Consider the following 16,434-nt stretch of genomic DNA (forward strand, 5'->3'; position numbering starts at 1 on the left):
CACATGAGCACGCTCGAGATCAAGGGACTGACGGTCTCGGTCGAGACCGAGGACGGCCCCAAGGAGATCCTGCGCGGGGTCGACCTCACCGTGAAGTCGGGGGAGACCCACGCCATCATGGGGCCCAACGGCTCCGGCAAGTCGACGCTCGCCTACAGCATCGCCGGCCACCCGAAGTACACCATCACCGGCGGCACCGTCTCGCTGGACGGCGAGGACGTCCTCGCCATGACCGTCGACGAACGCGCCCGCGCCGGCCTCTTCCTCGCGATGCAGTACCCCGTCGAGGTCCCCGGCGTCACGGTGAGCAACTTTCTGCGCACCGCCAAGACCGCGATCGACGGTGAGGCCCCCAAGCTGCGCACCTGGGTCAAGGACGTGAAGGAGGCCATGGGCAACCTGCGCATGGACCCCGCGTTCGCCGAGCGCAACGTCAACGAGGGCTTCTCCGGTGGCGAGAAGAAGCGCCACGAGATCCTCCAGATGGAGCTGCTGAAGCCGAAGGTGGCCATCCTCGACGAGACCGACTCCGGCCTCGACGTCGACGCGCTCAAGATCGTCTCCGAGGGCGTCAACCGGGCCAAGGAGGCGAGCGACCTCGGCGTCCTGCTCATCACGCACTACACGCGGATCCTGCGCTACATCAAGCCGGACTTCGTCCACGTGTTCGTCGAGGGCAAGATCGTCGAGGAGGGTGGCCCCGAGCTGGCCGACCGCCTCGAGGACGAGGGCTACGACCGCTACCTCACCGCGGCTCCCGCGGTGGTGGAGGCCTGAGCCGGATGACTGAGGTCCTGCCGTTCACGGGTGGGGAGCTCGCCGCGATCCGCGGCGACTTCCCGATCCTTGCGCGCACGGTGCGCGACGGCAGGCAGCTCGTCTACCTCGACTCGGGGGCGACGTCGCACAAGCCGAGCGCCGTCCTCGACGCCGAGCGTGCGTTCTACGAGCAGCGCAACGCCGCCGTGCACCGGGGCGCGCACCAGCTCGCCGAGGAGGCGACCGACGACTTCGAGTCCGCCCGCGCGACCGTCGCGTCGTTCATCGGTGCACCGTCCGACGAGGTGGTCTTCACGAAGAACGCCACCGAGGCGCTCAACCTCGTCGCCTACGCGTTCTCCAACGCGGGACCGACCGACGACCCCAAGGACGAACGCTTCGTGCTCGGTGCCGGCGACGAGATCCTGGTCACCGAGATGGAGCACCACGCCAACCTCGTCCCCTGGCAGGAGCTCGCCCGTCGTACGGGCGCGACCCTGCGTTGGGTGCCGGTTGGCGAGGACGGCGCGCTCGACCTCGACGGTCTGGACGACCTGCTGACCGAGCGCACCAAGGTCTTCGCCTTCACGCACGTGTCCAACGTGCTCGGCACGGTCAACCCGGTTGGCGAGCTCGCGCAGCGCGCCCGTGCCGTCGGAGCCCTGGTCGTCGTCGACGCGTGCCAGTCGGTGCCACACCTGCCCGTTGACGTCGCGACGCTCGGCGCCGACTTCATCGCCTTCAGCGGCCACAAGATGTACGGACCGATGGGAGTCGGCGTCCTCTGGGGTCGCGGTGAGCTGCTCGACGTCATGCCGCCGTTCCTCACGGGTGGCTCGATGATCGAGCTCGTGACGATGGAGCGCTCGACGTACGCGCCTGCGCCGCAGAAGTTCGAGGCGGGGGTGCCCAACGCCGCACAGGCCGTCGGGCTCGCCGCGGCCGTGCGCTGGATCGAGGCCATCGGCGTCGACCGTGTCCATGCGCACGAGGCCGCTCTCGTCGACCTGCTCCAGCGCGGGCTAGCCGAGCGCCCATGGGTACGCGTCGTCGGCCCCGCCGTCGGCACGCCCCGCGGCGGCGCCGTGGCCTTCGTCGTCGACGGTGTCCACGCGCACGACGTCGGCCAGGTGCTCGACGACGCGGGTGTGGCCGTCCGCGTGGGGCACCACTGCGCGTGGCCGCTCCACCGGGCGCTCGGGGCCACCGCCACCACGCGTGCGTCGTTCGCCGTGCACAACACGGTCGCCGACGTTGAGACGCTCCTCGCCGCGCTCGACCGCGTGCCCGAGATCTTCGGCATCGACGTGGACGACACCGACCCCGACGCCGAGCTCGAGACCCGCCACGACGCGCGCGCCCTGCGCGGCGAGCACAGTGGCCAGCCCGACGAGAGCGAGAGGGCGGCAAGCTGATGGACCTCTACCAAGAGCTCATCCTCGAGCACTCCAAGCGCCCGCACCACGCCGGGCTGCGTGAGCCGTTCGACGCCGAGGTGCACCACATCAACCCGACCTGCGGCGACGAGGTGACCCTCCGCGTCGACGTGTCGGGGACCGGCCCCGACGCCGTCGTCACCGACGTGTCCTACCAGGCGCAGGGCTGCTCCATCTCGGTCGCCAGCTCGTCGGTGCTCGCCGAGGAGGTCATCGGCCGCCCCGTCGGCGAGGCCCTCGAGACGTTCGAGGCCATGCGTGCGATGCTCACCTCCAAGGGCGCCGTCAAGGGCGACGAGGAGCTCATCGGAGACGGCGTCGCCTTCGCCGGCGTCTCGAAGTACCCGGCGCGCGTCAAGTGCGCGCTGCTCGGCTGGACCGCGTTCACCGATGCCCTCGCCCGTGCCGGCGTCGACATCTCCACCACGAGTTCCGCCTCCCCGCAAGGAGTTTCGCCATGACCCAGACCACGACCCCGCCCAACGTCGCTGACGTCGAGGAAGCGCTGCGCGACGTCGTCGACCCCGAGCTCGGGATCAACGTCGTCGACCTCGGCCTCGTCTACGGCATCACCGTCGACGCGCAGTCCCACGCCGTCATCGACATGACGCTGACGTCGGCGGCGTGCCCGCTCACCGACGTGATCGAGGACCAGACCGCGCAGGCCCTGGAGGGCCTGGTCACCACGCACCGCATCAACTGGGTGTGGATGCCGCCGTGGGGTCCCGACAAGATCACGGAGGACGGCCGCGAACAGCTGCGCGCCCTCGGGTTCAACCTCTGAGCCCGATCCCGCACTCCGGCCCGCCCATGACAACGCGCGTCATCGAGGTCGACCCCGAGCGGTTCGACCGCTGGATGGCCGGGTTCGCCGAGCGCCATGGCCTCTACGACGCCATCGAGGAGATCACTCCCGGTGGCGTCGTCGTGTCAGCATGTGCTGCGGACGGATCCACTGTGGTGGCAACGCCTTTCACCTTCGACCCCCTCGGCGTCGTCCTCGTGAGGCGAGGCGGGTATGCCGTCGGGCTCGCGCGCGCCGGCGCGTTCACCGACTCGAAGGTCGGCACCCGGCACGTGCAGTCGCGCACGGCCGCGGGCGGGTGGTCGCAGCAGCGGTTCGCCCGGAGACGAGGCAAGCAGGCGGACGAGCTCGTCGACGCCGTCGTGGCCCATGCCCGGCGGGTGCTCCTCGGGGGCGACGAGTCGCCGCGGGCGGCGGACGGCATACCCCGGGGGCTGGTCGTCGGTGGTGACCGCGCGCTCGTGCGCGAGGTGCTCGCCGCCGGTGCGCTGCGCGCGCTGTCGGGGGCGGCGACGCGCGAGCTCTATGACCTGCCGGACCCCAGGCGCGACGTGCTCGAGACCGCCCTACGGCGCGGCCGCGCCGTGCGCATCGAGCTCGACGAGGCCGCCGTCAGCTGACGGTGTCGACCCCGAAGGTGTTGCACTGGTTGATGTCACCGGTGCGGTAGCCCTGGGTGAACCAGTTCATGCGCGCCTCGGCCGAGCCGTGCGTCCAGCTCTCGGGCGTGACCCGACCCTGCATCTTCTCCTGGATGCGGTCGTCGCCCACGGCGGCCGCAGCCGAGAGGGCGGACCGGATGTCGTCCTCGGTGATCTGCTTGAGCAGGGGCGTGCCGCTCGCGTCGGTCGTCTCCGTCGCGTGCTTGACCCACGTGCCGGCGAGGCAGTCGGCCATCAGCTCGATGCGGACGGCGCCGGAGTTGGGTCCCTGCGGGTCCTGCTGCGCGCGGTTCAGGACGCCGAGGAGGTTCTGGATGTGGTGCCCGTACTCGTGCGCGATGACGTACTCCTTGGCCAGCTGGCCGCCGTCAGCACCGAACTTGCTCTGGAGCTCCTGGAAGAAGCTCGCGTCGACGTAGACCTTGGAGTCCAGCGGGCAGTAGAACGGGCCGACCTGCGAGTTGGCCGTGCCGCAGCCGGACTGGGTCTGGCCCTGGTAGACGACCGTCTTGGCCATCTCGTAGTTCATCTGGTACTTCGGCAGCGTCTTCTCCCAGTAGTCCTGGACGCTGTTGACCGTGGCGATGACGAGGCACACGTCGTTCTTGTTGGCGTCGGCGCCGGTCTTGCACTGGGAGAAGTCGCCCTGGTCCACCTGACCGGCCGCACCGACCTGGTCGGGCTCGAGCTGCTGCGACGGCAGGCCGCCGCTCGAGCTGCCTGAGTCTCCGCCGCCGAGGATGTTCCCGCCACCGAAGATGAGCATGAGCACGAGCAGGATGAGGCCTCCGATCCCGCCGCCGACCTGGATGCCGCCGGGGAAGCCACCGCCGCCGCCCCCACCGCCGAAGCCGCCGCTGCCACCGCTCTCGACCTGGGAGGTGTCGAGCTGGGCATTGTCGTTGAAGCTCATGTCACCGCTCCTGGGACTCGGGGCCGGGAACGCCCCGGTCCGGTGTGGTCAGCCTAGTGCGCGGGACCGCGTGGCCGGCTGCTGCCCGGTGCGGCAGCGTCGGTGTCATACCCGTTCGAGCGCGCGTGTCCCGCGCCGTGTCGTGGAGGTGGGATGGGCGGCATCGAGCAGTCGGTGGCCCTGCTCAGCCACTGCCTCGCGCAGCTCGTCCGAGCCGAGGACCTCGAACGGGAGCGGCGAGGACGCGAGCTGTCGGGCGTACCACTCCGGGTTGTCGGTGGTAGCCCGCAGCCGTATGCCGCCCGGGACCTCCTCGAGGTGGCCGAGGCTGCGCGGCAGCCAGCGTTGCGCGTCCTCGAGTTCGGTGCGGATCATGACGTCGACGTCGTGCCGCCACCCCTGCGAGAGGTGGTCCTCGAGCACGCGCAGGGCGTCGAGGTCGGCCTGAGGAGTGAACGTCGCCGACGAGGTGAAGACGGAGACGACGCGGTCGACGCGGAGGGCCCGCACGGCCTGACTGCGGTGCGACCAGCACAGCAGGTACCAGCGGCTGTGCCGGAGCACCACGGCCCACGGGTCGACCTCCATCGGGCGCTCCGTGTCGGGGCCGCGCCGGTAGACGAGGTGGACGCGGCGCGTCGCCGTGCAGGCCTCGACGAGCTGCGCCGTCACCGACGGGTCGACGCGGCGGCTCTCCTGAGGCGGCAGTCCTGAGGTCCGGCGGACCCTGCGCACCGGCTCGGCGACCGGTTGCGGCAGAACCCTCAGGATCTTCGACAGTGCCGCGCCGACGAGCTCGGTCGGGTCGGCCGCGTCGCGGTGCCCCTCGAGCACGGCCATGACGAGACCGAGCGCCTCGGCAGCCGTGAACATCAGGGGAGGGAGGCGCAGCCCGCGCCCGACCCGGTAGCCGCCCTGGGGTCCGGTCATCGAGTCGATGGGGAGGTCGGCCTCGCGGAGGATCGCGACGTAGCGTCGCGCGGCCCGCTCGGTCACGCCGAGGTGCTCGCCGAGTCGTTGGGCCGTGATGCCGGGACTGGCCTGGATCGCCTCGAGCGCGAGGAGCGCTCGCGCTGTGGGGCTAGTGTCGTGCCGCATGCAGTTGCCCATCCCTCCCGGACGTGGATCGTCCGCAACGACCGTAGCGCGGCCCGGATGCTGGCGGGCCGGACTACTCGGGAGCGACCTCGAGCAAGGCACCGTGGCCCGACACGAAGAGCAACGATCCAGCCTGGGTGGCCGGCACCTACGAGCCGGCCGGCACCTTCGGCGTCGGTAGACAGGTCCGAGCCGGACCACAGCAGCCTCGGCAGCCATCCTCGACAGCCTCGAAGGCCGCGTCCGGTCGCCCGTCGGCGAGAAACGTTGCGGGCTGGACCTACTCCGAGAATGCGCCCAGCCCGCACCGCGTCGCTAGCAGTTCGTCGCAGGGTTGTCGTCCACGGACGCCAGAACCTGACCGAGCTCTCCGGGACCGGAGAGCCCGAAGAGCCGGGCGACGTTGCCGATGCCCAGCCGGGGCTCGTCGAAAGAGCTCGCGTGGGAACCGAGCCCACCTTCGGTGGTGGCTGCCTGGGACGAGACGACGCCCCAGCAGTTGCTCCCGCTCGAGGCCGAGGCCTGGGCGGGGGACGTGAGGGCCATGGTGGCTGCCATGGCCAGGGCGCCGGCAATGCTGACCGTTCGGATTCGCATGTGAACCTCCTGAGGGACGGCGGTCGAGGTGGCCGCCATCTGGGTGTTCGAGACCAGCACCAGATCGGATGCCTCAGCTGGTGCACGTCCTCGGACCCACGCTACGGCGGTCCACCTGATGGCGACTGAGCTTTGGACGACGCGTGGGGCCGCATCGCCGCCGGAGCTGCAAGAAAGACGCAAGTCGGTCACACGCGGGACACGGCAGGTCCACACTGAACCCGTGATCGGCGCGGAGTTCGACATCGTCCTCGCTGGCGCACGAAAAGGGGACGAGGTCGCGTTCGCACGGTTGTGGCGCGACCTCAACCCGTCATTGCTGCGCTACCTGGGTCTTGGGGGAGACGCCGCTGAGGAGGTGGCCGCGGAGACGTGGCTGACCGTAGTCAGGGGACTGGGCACCTTCCGGGGTGACGAGTCTGCTTGGCGTGCCTGGGTTTTCACGACCGCTCGTCGCCGTGCCGTCGACGCGGCGAGACGCCGGAACCGCGATGTGAGGTTCGGCATTCGGTCGGCCGAGTGGGTGATACAAGTGGCACCCGACTGCGCCGACCTGGTCGTCGACGCCGACACCACGGAGGCCGCGATCCAGGTCGTGCGGCGGCTACCTCCGCTGCAAGCCGAGGTCGTGCTCCTGCGCGTGGTTGCCGGGCTGTCGGTCCACGAGGTCGCCGACGTGCTCGGTCGTACGCCGGGTGCCGTCCGTGTCGCCGCACACCGCGGGCTGCGCGGGCTCGCGGCGCTGGTGGCCGAGACGGGTGTAACGCCGGGCGACGCCCGAGCGCTTCGTCACTGACATGAGCAGACTCTGGCCGAACGACTGGAACCGGTGGCGCGCGGGTGACGCCGGCCGGCCCCTATCGGGCACGCACCCGGGCGAGCCGGGGAGCGACCCGATGCTCAGCCCCGCGATCGCCCAGGTGATCGGGCAGCTGACCGCCGGGCCGACGGACCACGAGCTCGACGGTCTCGCAGCTGCACTGGCGGCGTTCCGCGCCCATGTCGTGCCCAGCCCAACACCACCCCGGAGGCGCACGATGTTCTCGATGCTCGCAGGCGCAAAGATCGGAGCGACCCTCGGCGGAGTTGCCGCCGGGCTCGGCGGTGTCGCCACTGTGGTGCTCATCTCGGCCAACGTGCCCAGTGGAACCGAGCCGCCCACGGCTCCCGCGCAGTCCCGCCCCGCCGTCGTCGGCACGTCGACGGCCGGCACGCCCCAGGGACCAGACGCGAACGGGCCGGCCAAGCACGGACTGTGCACGGCTTGGAAGGCGAGGGCCGGCGGCCCCGGCAACTCGGAGAAGTCCGTCGCCTTCACGAACCTCGCCAAGGCGGCCGGGGGCGCGAGCAAGATCGCCGCCTTCTGCGCCGACGTTGCGGCGCCGGGAGCCAAGGGCGGGTCAGCTGGTCAGGGCAACGGCAAGGCTGGGGACAAGCAGACCGGCAAACCCACCGGCAAGCCGACCGACAAGCCCACGGGGAAACCGACCGGCAAGGCCACTCAGAAGCCGGATGACGAAGACTCCGCCAAGCCCACGGTAAAGCCCACGGTCACGCCTACCGTCAAGCCGACCGAAGAGCCCACCGGCAAGCCTTCGGTCACCTCCCAGGCCACGCCGTCCCTTCCTGCGACCGGGACGCCCACGCCCACCGTCACCGGGTCGACCGGGCCGAGCTCGTCAAGCACGAGCTGACGCGACCACGAGAAAGCTGCCGCCATGGCCGGTATGCCATCCGTCCCCGCCCACGTAGCGCCGGTGGAGACGAGAATGGTCGGGTGCGGATCGAGCTCACCCTGGACTGTTGTGACCTGGAACGAACTGCAACGTTCTGGCGGGCCGCCCTCGCCCTCGATGTCGACGGTGAGTTCGACGGGCGCTTCATCGCGTTGAGTGGTCAGGGCGTCACTCTCACCCTGCAGCGCGTCCCCGAGGGCAAGACGGTGAAGAACCGCATGCATCTCGACCTGCTCGTCGACCACCTTCTCGAGGAGGTCCATCGCCTGGAACAGCTCGGGGCGACACGTGTCACCCCGGTCGCCCGTGAGGAGTTCGGTCAGGCGTGGTTCGTGCTCGCGGACCCCGACGGGAACGAGTTCTGTGTCGCGCGAGAACCGACTCGGACCTGACTGGTCGGGGACGTTCGGGCGCACAGAGACAGGAAGGCTTCTCGAGGGCGGCTGGGTATGTCCCACGCGTGCCATCACCAACCGAGCAGCTCGCGCCCGCGCTGAGTGTCGATGCCCGGCTGACCGAGATCGAGCGCAGCGTCGACCTGCTGCTCAACCTCACGCCGGTCAACGCAGCAGAGGCCTGGACGGACTTCGAACGCAGTGACTTCGGGACGGCCCCCACGCTGCGGCTGAGACCGCTGGAGTTCGAGCCGGACCTGGTGCGACGTGAGCTCTACAGCCTCGAGATCGAGAACGTCACCGACCCAGCGCTGCACACCCTCTTCCGGGCGAAGCGCGACGAGATAGCGCGACAGGTGACCGCGTTGGAGGATCGCGACACGTCACGGTTCGTGTACGGGTCGCTGCAGCTCTACGGAGGGATCACCCCGTCCCTGTCGTCCGCTGCGGAGGACCTGCTCTCGACCATCCCCGCCAGAGCACCCAGCACCCAGAGCGTCACGGCCGGGGCATTCGCGGAGGCGGCCCGTGGGGAGTTCGATCGCTACCGTGCCGTGTATCGAGACTTCCCGGTTCACATCGAGGTGCGCGACGACATCTCCGACCTCATGGTGTCGTTCGGCCGGCTGCTCATCCCCGAAGCCGCTGCTTTCAGGGCGGACCGCGTCGAGCCCCTGCTGCATCACGAGATCGGCACCCACGTCGTCACCTACCAGAACGGCGCCCGACAACCACTGTCGTTGCTGACGATCGGACTGCCCGGCTACGACGAGACCCAGGAGGGCCTTGCCGTGCTCGCCGAGTACCTGACCGGTGGGTTGGACCCGCGGCGTCTGCGAGTCCTCGCGGCAAGGGTCGTCGCCATTCGCAAGATGCTCGACGGCGCCGAGTTCCGGGAGATCTTCGAGTCGTTGCGGGGCGACTACGGGATGCCGACGAGGACCGCATGGTCCATCACCATCCGGGTCGTCGTCGGGGGCGGGTCCGTGAAGGACGCGATCTACCTCCGCGGCATCACGCACCTGCTCGAAGCCCTCGCTGAGGGCAGCAGTCTCGACGTCCTCTTCGTCGGCAAGCTCGCGTTGGACCACGTCCCGCTGATCCAGGATCTCCTCGAGCGCGGGGTGCTCGAAGCGCCGTGGGTCCGGCCACGCTGGCTGGACGTGCCCGGAGCCCAGGAACGCCTGGACAGGCTGCGCGCGGGCGCGGCTGTCACGGACCTGTACGACGGGGCTGTGTCGCCATGAGGCTTGCCTTCTTCGTCAACGACGTCGCCACCGAGGTGGACGAGTACACGACGACGCGCCTGGCGAGGGCCGCGGCCCAGGCCGGACATGAGGTCTGGTACGTCGGGGTCGGAGACGTCGAGCTCGGCGAGAGCGATGGGCAGCTCGTGGCCCGGGCTCGTGCCGCAGAGCTCGACAGGGACGACACGCTCGAGGGCTTCATGGAGCGCATCAAGGCGCGCGACGTCGAACGGATCGTCATGGACGACCTCGATGCCCTGTTCCTGCGAAACGACTCGATCGAGGACCTGCAGCAGCGGCCGTGGGCAAGTCCACTGGGTGTGGTCTGCGGCCAGATGCTCAAGGCGAGAGGCGTCGTGGTGGTGAACGACCCCATGTCCCTCATCCGCGCCACGAGCAAGCTCTACCTGGAGGAGTTTCCCGAGAAGATCCGGCCGCGGTCGCTCGTGACGCGCGACCCGGAAGCCATCGAGGAGTTCGTGGGCAAGGTCGGCCACTCCGTCGTCAAGCCGCTGTACGGCGCCAAGGGTCGGAACGTCTTCATGATCGAGGGCGAGGAGGAGACGAACCTTCCGCAGATCACCGAGGCGGTGCTGCAGGACGGCTATGCGATCGTCCAGGAGTTCGTCGACGGCGGTGAGGACGGTGATGCCCGGATCTTCCTGCTCGAGGGACAGATCCTCGAGCGGGATGGGAAGCTGGCCGCCTTCCGGCGCGTGCCCACGGGCAACGACCCTCGGGCCAACATCAGCACGGGCGGTCGCTCGGTTCCTCTCGACATCGGCGACCTGGAGCTGGGCGTCATCGAAGCGATGCGCGAGAAGCTCGTGGCCGACGGCATGTTCTTCGTCGGCATCGACGTCATCGGCGGCAAGGTCGTGGAGATCAACGCGGAGAGCCCGGGCGGGATGCAGAGCGTCGAGAGGCTCTACGGCATCGATGTCTGCCCAACCGTCATCGAGGCCCTGGAGCGCCGCACGGTTGCGACGTCCTGAGCCACAGCGGCGCTCCGGCAGGTCGCCGAGGGTTTCAGGTCGTGAGGGTGCGGACCCCGTCGACCCCGTAGTCCCAGACCCCGCCGTCGGTGAGCTCGCGGACGATGCCCAGCTGTCCGACGTGGGCAGCGTTGTCGGCGAACAGGTGCATGAGGACGCCCCGCACGGTGTCCTGGCGATATCCGCCCCAGGCGCCGTCGGGCCACCAGCCCGGCTCCGCGTCGGCGCGCAGGGCTCGGGCGCCGGCGACCGCGGCCTGGTGGGAGGCCACGAACCCGACCACCACCTCGTGCCCCGGAGCGTCGGGGTCGTTGTCCCATGGGGCTCCCTCGTCGAGCTCGGTCGGATGCCCGAGGAGCACGTGGTGCAGCCAGAACTCGGTGCTGTCTCGGACGTGGCCGAGCAGGCCGAGCATCGACCAGCCTGAGGGCAGGGGGGTGGCCCGGAGCTGGGCGTCGTCCAAGCCGCCGACGAGAGCCTCCATCTTGTGGCACTGCCCTTCGAGCCAGGCGAGCACCTCGGCGGTCACCGGGTCGACGTGGCAGGGGACTGCGTGTGGGGTGTTCATGTCGGATACGTCGGAGCCGCGGGAACGTTCTCGACGCGTACCGTCGCCGGCCAGAAGGCAGCTGCGGCCGGCGAGTGCTGCGCGCACGCTCGCGTGCCGCAGGATCAGGCGCGAGCGGTCGGTGGCGGACGGCGGTTCTGGCACTCAGGAGACGACGACGGCGTCCGGGGTCGTCGTCGTGAGGCGCATCCGCACCGTGACCTGCTCGCCGATCTGCGGGGGAGTCACGCCCGAGGGCAGAACCAGCAGGCTGCACTGCATGTGCGGCGGCTCCGCGAACCGGGGCATGACGCCCGACACCGTGAACGGGGACCGTACCCTGTGCGCCGCCTCCAGCACGCCTTCCGCCACGGCGATCGCACGCGAGCGCGTCGTTGCCGCGGACGAGGGGCTCTCCATCGCGACACCGTGCGACGTGCCGCCGCTGACGACGACGAGGTGTCCGGGGGCCACGGCCCGTTGGCGGTAGCCGACGCGGGCACCCCTCGAGACCGGGCGCACGTCGAGCACGTGTGCGCGTACCTCGTAGGACCCCTTGTCGGCGTACCAGAGGTCGGTGCCGATGCGCGGGCGGAACTCGTGCTCCGGGTAACGCTCTCCGAGGGTCGCCAGCTCGGCGGCCGACACGTGCGACACGAACCACGTCCGCACCCCGGGCACGGCGGCGATGAACGTCGAGATCTCCTCGACGTGGCCTGTCCCCAACGGAAGGTGCAGGGTCACGCCGACTGCGTCCGCGGCCCCCGCGAGTGCGGCCACGTCGATGGCGGGCGTGCCGTACCGGTTCATCGACGTCAGGCCCTCGACGACCACCGTGGCCGACGCGTTGACCGAGCGCAGTGCCTCCAGGTCGGCGGTCGTCGTGACCGTGTGCACGACCCGCTGGTTCGCGAGGTCCGGCAGGTCGGCGTGGATCACCGATCGGAACGGCTCCATGACGAGCACCTCGCCGCCGAAGGCCGCGAGCGCCGTCGGCACCTCGTCGTACGTGCCGACGGCGATCATCGGCACCGACAGCCGCGCCGCCTCGGCACAGAGCAGGTCACGGCCGAAGCCGTAGCCGTTGCCCTTGACGACCGGCACGATCCCCGGGTGCTCGGCGACGAACCGGTCGTGGCCCGCGCGCCACTGCTCGCCGTCGACGTGAAGGACGAAGGACACGAGCTCTCACCGCCGCTTCATGTAGAGGTCGAAAGCCTTGTACAGCAATCGATTCAGGGGCAGGTCCCACTCGCCCGCGAGCCGCACCGCCTCGCCGCCGGTCCCCACCTTGAAGCGGATGAGCCCGATGTGGGGGTTCTCGGCATCGACGGTGTTGGTGATGCCGCGCAGGTCGTACACCGTCGCGCCCGCCGCGAGCGAGTCGCGCATCATCCGCCACTGGATCGCCGTCGAGCCCTGCAGCTCCCGCTTCGCCGCCGTCGACGCGCCGTAGGAGTACCACGCGTGCTCGCCCACCCGGATCCAGATCGTCGCAGCGAGCACGTCGTCGTCGTGCTCGGCGAGGTAGACGCGGATCCGTTCGGGGTCCTCGCCGGAGAGCGCGGCGTACATCTGCTGGAAGTACTCGAGGCCCCGTGGCGTGAACCGGTCGCGCGCCGCGGTCTCGACGTAGACCCGGTGGAATGCCGGCAGGTCCGACGCGTCGCCCACGCGAACCTCGACCCCGTTCTTCGTGGTCTTCTTGATGTTGCGGCGCCACAGCTGGTTCATGCCGGCCAGCACGTCGGCCTCGGTGCGCCCCGCGAGCGGCACCTGGAACACGTACTCCGGCTGTCCCGCGGCGAACCCGTCGTCAGGGCTGAGGTGCCGGAACCCGAGACGTCGCAGCTCGGCGACGACCGCCTGGCCGACCGGTTCCACGACGTCGGGCGTCGCCTCGTCGTAGCGCCGCACCGCAGGATCGCCGATCGCCTCCTTGATCGTCGCGGCGCCCCAGCGGCGCGTCGCGACGGGCGGCCCGAGACGCAGCGCGAAGGCGCCCTTGGCCTTGAGGTGGTCGCGCAGCGCGCGGAGCAGCTCGACGAGCCGCGGCGAGGACCAGTCGATGCACGGCCCCTCGGGCACGTAGGCGAGCGACCGGCGCACGCGCGGCAGCGACCGGTGGAGCACGAGCGCGGCGCCGACCATCTGCTCGCCGTCGAACCAGCCCACCGACTCGGCGCGCCACTCCTTCTTCACGTCGGCCCAGGCCGGCGTCTGCAGGAAGCTCGCCGACGGTTGGGTCCGCAGCCACGCGAGGTGCTCGGCGGCGGTGATGTCACGAACGGAGATGGGCGCGTTCACGGTCGCTCACGCTACCCGAGCGCGAGCCGGCCCCCGGCACGCCGCGCCCCCGCCGGACAGCCCGGGACACGGCATACGCAGGATGACGGCGTATGCCGGTCGCTCAGGCCCAGCCCATGCTGCGCGGGTCTGGCGGCAGCCGCGGGTTGAGCAGGTGTGCGACGAGAGCCGTCCACCCGGTCTGGTGCGTGGCGCCGAGCCCCTCGCCGGTGTCGCCGTCGAAGTACTCCGAGAACGTCGGGTGCTGCGACCACAGCGGGTCCGCGGAGGACTCGATGCGCTTGCCGTCGGACGGCCGCCGCCCGTCCACGGGCCGGAAGAGCGCCGTCAGCCCGCCGTCGATGACGTCGGCGGCCTGGTCGAGCGTGCACCAGTTGCCCGACCCTGTCGGGACCTCGATGGTGAAGTCGTCGCCGAAGTAGCGGCCGTAGGTGCGCAGCTTGTCGGCGAGCAGCACGTTGACGGGGAACCACACGGGGCCACGCCAGTTCGAGTTGCCGCCGAACATGCCGGTGCGGGACTCGCCGGGCTCGTACTCGATCGACACGGTCTCGTGACCGACCCGCGCCGTGACCCCCTGGCGCTGCGCCGCCGACAGCGAGCGGATGCCGTAGGGCGAGAGGAACTCCTCGGTGTCGAACATCCGCTCGAGGATGCGGCGCAGCCGTTTCGGCGGCACCAGCGTCAGCAGCATCTTGCCGTCCGGCCGCGCGAGCAGCGGCTTCACGAGCTCGGGCCGGCGCTCCTGGAGCCAGCGGAAGCGGTGTGTCACGTCGGGGCACTCCTCGACGACCCACGACGGGATCTCCGTCGCCCCGAGGAGCGGCAGCAGACCGACCATCGAGCGCACCCGCATGTGCGGCGCGCGGCCGTCGGGCTGCACGAGCACGTCGTAGTAGAAGCCGTCCTCCTCGTGCCACAGGCTCTTGTCGCTCGAGCCGAAGTGCCGCATCGCCTGCGCGATCGACAGGAAGTGCTCGAGGAACTTCGTCGCGACGTCGTCCCACGCCTTGTCGGTGCGGGCGAGCTCGAGGGCGATCTTCAGCATCTGCTGGCAGTAGAACGCCATCCAGCTCGTCGCGTCGCTCTGCTCGAGCCGGAACCCTGGGGGCAGGGGAGCGGACCGGTTGAACAGCCCGATGTTGTCCATGCCGAGGAAGCCGCCCTCGAAGAGGTTCGAGCCGTTGGCGTCCTTGCGGTTGACCCACCAGGCGAAGTTGAGCAGGAGCTTGGTGAAGACGCGTACGAGGAACTCGCGGTCGCGGTAGCCGTCGATCCGGTAGACGTGCCACGCCGCCCACGCGTGGACGGGAGGGTTGACGTCCCCGAACTCCCACTCGTACGCCGGCAGCTGGCCGTTCGGGGCCATGGCCCACTCGCGGCACATGAGGAGCAGCTGCTCCTTGGCGAACTCCGGGTCGACGTGCGCCAGCGGCAGGCAGTGGAAGGCGAGGTCCCACGCCGCGAACCACGGGTACTCCCACTCGTCGGGCATCGAGATGACGTCGGCGAGCGCGAGGTGCTTCCAGTGCTCGTTGCGGCCCTTCTTCCGGGACTCCGGCGTCTCCGGGCCCACCGGGTCGCCCTCGAGCCACTGGCGCACGTCATAGCGGTAGAGCTGCTTGCCCCAGAGGAGGCCTGCGTAGGCGCGGCGTGCGACATGCCGGTCGGCCTCCCCGATCGAGGCGTCGATGACGTGGCCGTAGAACTCGTCCGCCTCTGCGGCGCGCGTCGCGAGCAGCTCCTCGAACGCGTCTCCGAACCATGTCAGGTGCGGGTCGCCGGTGGCCAGCCGGAGGTCGACGGTGACGGTCTCGCCGGGTTGGACGGCGTCCCAGCGGTACCAGAACGAGCACTTGCTGCCGTATCCGCCGGGGTTGACCGCCTTCGTGCGGCCGTTGACGACACGCTCGTTGATGGAGTCCTTCGGGTAGAGCGACTTGTTGGCGAGGGCCTGTTCGCCGAAGAGGTGCTTCGCGTTGGTCTCGTTGTCGCAGAAGAGCGCCGTCGGCGAGCCGGACGCCGCCAGCACGTAGCGCCCGAGGAAGCCGTGGGTCACCTCGGCGGCCCGGAAGCCACGCGGCGGGCGCCCGTTGCGGCGGATCTCCCGCAGCTCCGTCACCCGCGGGTCGACGCCCCACGACCATGTGTTGCGCAGCCAGATCGTCGGCAGCAGGTGAAGCGGCGCAGCCTCGGCCCCGTGGTTCGTCGCGGTGACCCGGATGCACATGTCGTCGGGCCCGGCCTTGGCGTAGGTGACCAGGACGTCGAAGAACTCGTTGCGGTCGAGGACGCCGGTGTCAGCGAGCTCGAACTCCCGCTCGTCGCGGGTGCGCTCACGGTTCTCGCGGCGCAGCTGCTCGTAGGGGAACTCGGCCTGCGGGTAGCGGTAGAGCCACTGCATCCACGAGTGCGTCGGAGTGCCGTCGAGGGTCCACCAGTACTCCTTGGCGTCCTCTCCGTGGTTGCCCTCCTCGTTCGTCAGCCCGAAGAGGCGTTCCTTGAGGATCGGGTCCTTGCCGTTCCACAGCGCGACCGAGAAGTTGAGGAAGCCGAACCGGTCGCTGATGCCGCCGAGGCCGTCCTCGCCCCAGCGGTACGCGCGAGAGACCGCTTGGTCGAACGGGAACTCCGACCACGCGTTGCCCTGCGCCGAGTAGTCCTCGCGCACCGTGCCCCACTGGCGGCCCGACAGGTAGGGGCCCCAGAGGCGCCACGGTGCGTCGTGGCCGGAGGACTCGGCGAGCCGCGCGTGCTCCGCGCTGAGCGGCTCACCCGGCGGGAGGGGGCTGTTCATGGGCCAATGCTGGGGCATCGATGTGTCGGTGTCGTTACGCATCTTGCCCCTCGACCCGTCGAGGCCGCTTGACGCGTCGAGAGCACCCCTCCGCGGCTCCTAGACTGGAGGGGTCGTCCGGCCGCTGACGTAGTGCGGCA

The 16,434-nt window shown here is 70.2% G+C and carries 17 protein-coding genes; 10 read left to right on the plus strand and 7 right to left on the minus strand.

The annotated features are described in order from the left end of the window. The first annotated feature begins 3 nt into the window (after positions 1-3). From sufC to H9I49_RS18895, 5 genes are read left to right on the plus strand one after another with little or no spacing between them, the layout of a single operon-like run. Entirely contained in the window at positions 4-777 is a 774-nt protein-coding gene (gene sufC / locus H9I49_RS18875) for a Fe-S cluster assembly ATPase SufC (protein ID WP_188031935.1), read from the plus strand. A gap of 5 nt (positions 778-782) precedes the next feature. Next, positions 783-2,174, plus strand: coding sequence for a SufS family cysteine desulfurase (locus tag H9I49_RS18880; protein ID WP_255524102.1), 1,392 nt, complete (start codon positions 783-785; stop codon positions 2,172-2,174). Next, positions 2,174-2,656, plus strand: coding sequence for a Fe-S cluster assembly sulfur transfer protein SufU (gene sufU, locus H9I49_RS18885; RefSeq protein WP_188031936.1), 483 nt, complete (start codon positions 2,174-2,176; stop codon positions 2,654-2,656). The genes H9I49_RS18880 and sufU overlap by 1 nt, the downstream gene beginning before the upstream one ends. After that, the gene (locus H9I49_RS18890; protein ID WP_188031937.1) at positions 2,653-2,979 is read left to right on the plus strand and encodes a metal-sulfur cluster assembly factor; all 327 of its coding nucleotides are present in this window, start codon (positions 2,653-2,655) and stop codon (positions 2,977-2,979) included. Before sufU ends, H9I49_RS18890 begins: the two co-directional genes overlap by 4 nt. 26 nt (positions 2,980-3,005) lie before the next feature. Then, on the plus strand, positions 3,006-3,620 hold the full coding sequence (locus H9I49_RS18895) for an acVLRF1 family peptidyl-tRNA hydrolase (RefSeq protein WP_188031938.1): 615 nt from the start codon (positions 3,006-3,008) through the stop codon (positions 3,618-3,620). On the opposite strand, the gene H9I49_RS18900 is transcribed toward H9I49_RS18895, so the two are convergent. The 3 genes from H9I49_RS18900 to H9I49_RS18910 all read right to left on the minus strand — a co-directional run bounded on the left by H9I49_RS18900 (position 3,613) and on the right by H9I49_RS18910 (position 6,270). Continuing rightward, on the minus strand, positions 3,613-4,575 hold the full coding sequence (locus H9I49_RS18900; RefSeq protein WP_188031939.1) for a neutral zinc metallopeptidase: 963 nt from the start codon (positions 4,573-4,575) through the stop codon (positions 3,613-3,615). The two genes, H9I49_RS18895 and H9I49_RS18900, sit on opposite strands and share 8 nt — an antisense overlap. Before the next feature lie 105 nt (positions 4,576-4,680). After that, positions 4,681-5,673, minus strand: coding sequence for a YafY family protein (locus H9I49_RS18905; protein ID WP_188031940.1), 993 nt, complete (start codon positions 5,671-5,673; stop codon positions 4,681-4,683). A gap of 315 nt (positions 5,674-5,988) precedes the next feature. Further along, complete coding sequence (locus tag H9I49_RS18910) at positions 5,989-6,270, minus strand: hypothetical protein (RefSeq protein ID WP_188031941.1); 282 nt, start codon at positions 6,268-6,270, stop codon at positions 5,989-5,991. A 223-nt stretch (positions 6,271-6,493) separates the two neighbouring features. Here H9I49_RS18910 and H9I49_RS18915 point away from each other — a divergent pair, with 223 nt between their 5' ends. From H9I49_RS18915 to H9I49_RS18935, 5 genes are all read left to right on the plus strand, one after another. Then, complete coding sequence (locus H9I49_RS18915; protein ID WP_223128920.1) at positions 6,494-7,066, plus strand: RNA polymerase sigma factor; 573 nt, start codon at positions 6,494-6,496, stop codon at positions 7,064-7,066. Between the two features lies 1 nt (position 7,067). After that, entirely contained in the window at positions 7,068-7,964 is an 897-nt protein-coding gene (locus tag H9I49_RS18920) for a hypothetical protein (protein ID WP_188031942.1), read from the plus strand. A gap of 83 nt (positions 7,965-8,047) precedes the next feature. Beyond that, positions 8,048-8,398: a VOC family protein gene (locus H9I49_RS18925; protein ID WP_188031943.1), complete on the plus strand. Its 351-nt coding sequence runs from the start codon at positions 8,048-8,050 to the stop codon at positions 8,396-8,398. A gap of 68 nt (positions 8,399-8,466) precedes the next feature. Continuing rightward, positions 8,467-9,648, plus strand: coding sequence for a flavohemoglobin expression-modulating QEGLA motif protein (locus H9I49_RS18930; RefSeq protein ID WP_370587660.1), 1,182 nt, complete (start codon positions 8,467-8,469; stop codon positions 9,646-9,648). Then, the gene (locus H9I49_RS18935) at positions 9,645-10,643 is read left to right on the plus strand and encodes a glutathione synthase (protein ID WP_188031944.1); all 999 of its coding nucleotides are present in this window, start codon (positions 9,645-9,647) and stop codon (positions 10,641-10,643) included. Before H9I49_RS18930 ends, H9I49_RS18935 begins: the two co-directional genes overlap by 4 nt. A 34-nt stretch (positions 10,644-10,677) precedes the next feature. Here the strand turns inward: H9I49_RS18935 and H9I49_RS18940 are convergent, their stop codons facing one another. The 4 genes from H9I49_RS18940 to H9I49_RS18955 all read right to left on the minus strand — a co-directional run bounded on the left by H9I49_RS18940 (position 10,678) and on the right by H9I49_RS18955 (position 16,294). Next, the gene (locus H9I49_RS18940) at positions 10,678-11,211 is read right to left on the minus strand and encodes a DinB family protein (protein WP_188031945.1); all 534 of its coding nucleotides are present in this window, start codon (positions 11,209-11,211) and stop codon (positions 10,678-10,680) included. A gap of 144 nt (positions 11,212-11,355) precedes the next feature. Beyond that, complete coding sequence (locus tag H9I49_RS18945; protein ID WP_188031946.1) at positions 11,356-12,372, minus strand: alanine racemase; 1,017 nt, start codon at positions 12,370-12,372, stop codon at positions 11,356-11,358. A 6-nt stretch (positions 12,373-12,378) separates the two neighbouring features. After that, positions 12,379-13,497, minus strand: coding sequence for a peptidoglycan bridge formation glycyltransferase FemA/FemB family protein (locus tag H9I49_RS18950; RefSeq protein WP_188031947.1), 1,119 nt, complete (start codon positions 13,495-13,497; stop codon positions 12,379-12,381). A 103-nt stretch (positions 13,498-13,600) separates the two neighbouring features. Continuing rightward, positions 13,601-16,294, minus strand: a complete 2,694-nt coding sequence (locus H9I49_RS18955) for a glucosidase (protein WP_188031948.1) — start codon at positions 16,292-16,294, stop codon at positions 13,601-13,603. Positions 16,295-16,434: the final 140 nt, after the last annotated feature.

It is taken from the genome of Terrabacter sp. MAHUQ-38 (assembly GCF_014518425.1).
Classification (GTDB): Bacteria; Actinomycetota; Actinomycetes; order Actinomycetales; family Dermatophilaceae; genus Terrabacter.